This window comes from Streptomyces sp. PsTaAH-137, assembly GCF_003259365.1.
Lineage (GTDB): Bacteria > Actinomycetota > Actinomycetes > Streptomycetales > Streptomycetaceae > Streptomyces.
Genome location: NZ_QLLY01000084.1, coordinates 1 through 2,099 on the forward strand (window position 1 = coordinate 1; position 2,099 = coordinate 2,099).

Consider the following 2,099-nt stretch of genomic DNA (forward strand, 5'->3'; position numbering starts at 1 on the left):
CCCCGCCTCCCGGGCGCGCGGGGCGGCCGGGGCGCTTGTCCCGTCCCGCCGGCGGGACGAGGCTCGGTCCACGAACCGGCCCGGGCACAACCCCGCCGGCCACGGGACCGGGGCGCCCCGCGGACGCGGTGCGGGCCGCGGGGCCGCCGCGCGAGACTCCGGTCGGCCCTTCCCCCGGGGAACGTGTCCCGCCGGCGGGACAGCGGACGGGCCGTGACATCCGGGACCGAAAAGGACACGAGCGGGTGCTCCCGGTCGGTGGAGGAAGGAAAGACTGGCAATGGATTCGCTCGGACACGACATCGCGAAGCTGTGGGCCCAGCACCTCGAATGCGCCGAGGTCGGGGTGGACGACGACTTCTTCACGCTCGGCGGCAACTCGCTGTCCGGCATCAAGATCATCGACCAGGTGGCGGAGGAGTACGGCGTACGGCTCTCCGTACGCGACTTCTACCTGGCCCAGACCCCGGCGCGGGTCGCCGCGCTGATCGAGCAGGGGAGGGCGGCGGCGTGAGGCTGACGCCGGGACCCGCACGCGACGTCGACCTCGACGGTCTCGACCTGTTCGATCTCGACCTCTACACCTCGGGCGACCCCCACCCCATCTGGGACGTGATGCGGGACAAGGCTCCCGTGCACCACCAAGTCCTGCCGGACGGCCGGGAGTTCTGGTCGGTGACCCGGTACGAGGACGTCTGCCGGGTGCTCGGCGACCACCGCGAGTTCACCTCGGAGCGCGGCACCACCCCCACCCACGTGGGCATCGACGACCCCGCCGCGGGCAAGCTCCTCACGTCCACCGACCCGCCCCGGCACACCGAGGTCCGCAGACCGCTCGGCGCCAAGCTCACCGCGCGCGCCGTGAAGTCCTGGGAGGACTCGATCCGCGGCACGGTCACCCGCTTCCTCGAACCCGCCCTCGAAGGCGAGGTGTTCGACCTGGCGGAGCGGTCGCTGCTGCTGCCCGCGATGGTCACCGGCCCGCTCCTCGGCATCCCGGCCGAGGACTGGGAGGAGCTCGTCCAGCTGACCGCCATGGTCACGGCCCCCTCCGACCCGCACTTCCAGATCGCCAACGAGCCCACCACGCTGGCCATCGCCCACCACGAGCTGGTCAACTACGTCACGGAGTGGGTCAAAAAGCGCCGCGCCACCGGCGCCGAGGACGACAGCCTGCTGCACCACCTCATGAGCGTGCGGGCCGGCGACGCGCCGCTGACCGACGAGGAGATCGCCCTCGACGGCTACAGCATCCTGCTGGGCGCCAACGTGACGACGCCGCACACCGTCTCGGGAACCGTGCAGGCCCTCATCGAGCGGCCCGAACAGTTCGACAAGGCGCAGGCCGACCCGACGCTGATCCCGAACCTCGTCGAGGAGGGGCTGCGCTGGACCTCGGCCGCCTGCAACTTCATGCGGTACGCCGTCGACGACATCGAGCTGCCGGGCGGCACCATCCCGGCCCGGGCCGCCGTCGTCGCCTGGATCGGATCGGCCAACCGGGACCCCGAACTCTTCGCCGACCCGCACACCTTCGACCTCAACCGCCCCAACGCCAAGCGCCACGTCGCCTTCGGCTTCGGGCCGCACTTCTGCATCGGCGCACCGCTGGCCCGGCTCACCCTGCGGGTCTTCTTCGAGGAACTCCTCCAGCGCTGCGCGTCCCTGGAGACCGCCGGCGAACCCGAGCACCTGCGCTCGTACTTCATCTCCGGAATGACCCGCTTCCCCGTCGTCGCGCAGAAACGGCAGACGCCATGACAACCGGCTCCACGATCGCCCCCTCGCCGTGGTTCGTCCGGCCGCCGTCCACCGACCACGCCGCGCGGCTGTTCTGCTTCCCCTTCTCCGGTTCCGGGGCATCGGCGTTCAGCGCCTGGCCGGCCGCGCTCGGCGACGCCGAGATCTGCCCGGTGCAGTTCCCCGGCCGCGAGAACCGGCTCGGCCACCCGCACTACGGCACGTACGAGAACCTCGCCGAGGCCCTGGTCGAACCGCTCACGCCGCTGCTCGACCGGCCGTTCGCGTTCTTCGGCCACTGCTCGGGCGTGATCCCCGCCTACGAGACCGCCCTCCGGCTCGCCGAGGCCGGCCTGCCC

At 72.0% G+C, this 2,099-nt stretch carries 3 protein-coding genes; all 3 read left to right on the top strand.

What is annotated here, in order from left to right:
• The first annotated feature begins 280 nt into the window (after nucleotides 1–280).
• Nucleotides 281–514: a phosphopantetheine-binding protein gene (locus tag K377_RS41010; RefSeq protein ID WP_111668704.1), complete on the top strand. Its 234-nt coding sequence runs from the start codon at nucleotides 281–283 to the stop codon at nucleotides 512–514.
• Nucleotides 511–1,761 carry a cytochrome P450 gene (locus tag K377_RS41015; protein ID WP_111668705.1) on the top strand — a complete coding sequence of 417 codons (1,251 nt, stop codon included), beginning with the start codon at nucleotides 511–513 and terminating at the stop codon, nucleotides 1,759–1,761. Before K377_RS41010 ends, K377_RS41015 begins: the two co-directional genes overlap by 4 nt.
• On the top strand, nucleotides 1,758–2,099 hold a 342-nt coding region (locus K377_RS41020), incomplete at its 3' end, for a thioesterase II family protein (protein WP_237551965.1). The genes K377_RS41015 and K377_RS41020, both read left to right, overlap by 4 nt.

Excerpts from the sequence above, each read along its gene's own strand:
- K377_RS41010 (WP_111668704.1), top strand. The coding sequence starts at position 281 with ATGGATTCGCTCGGACACGACATCGCGAAGCTGTGGGCCCAGCACCTC.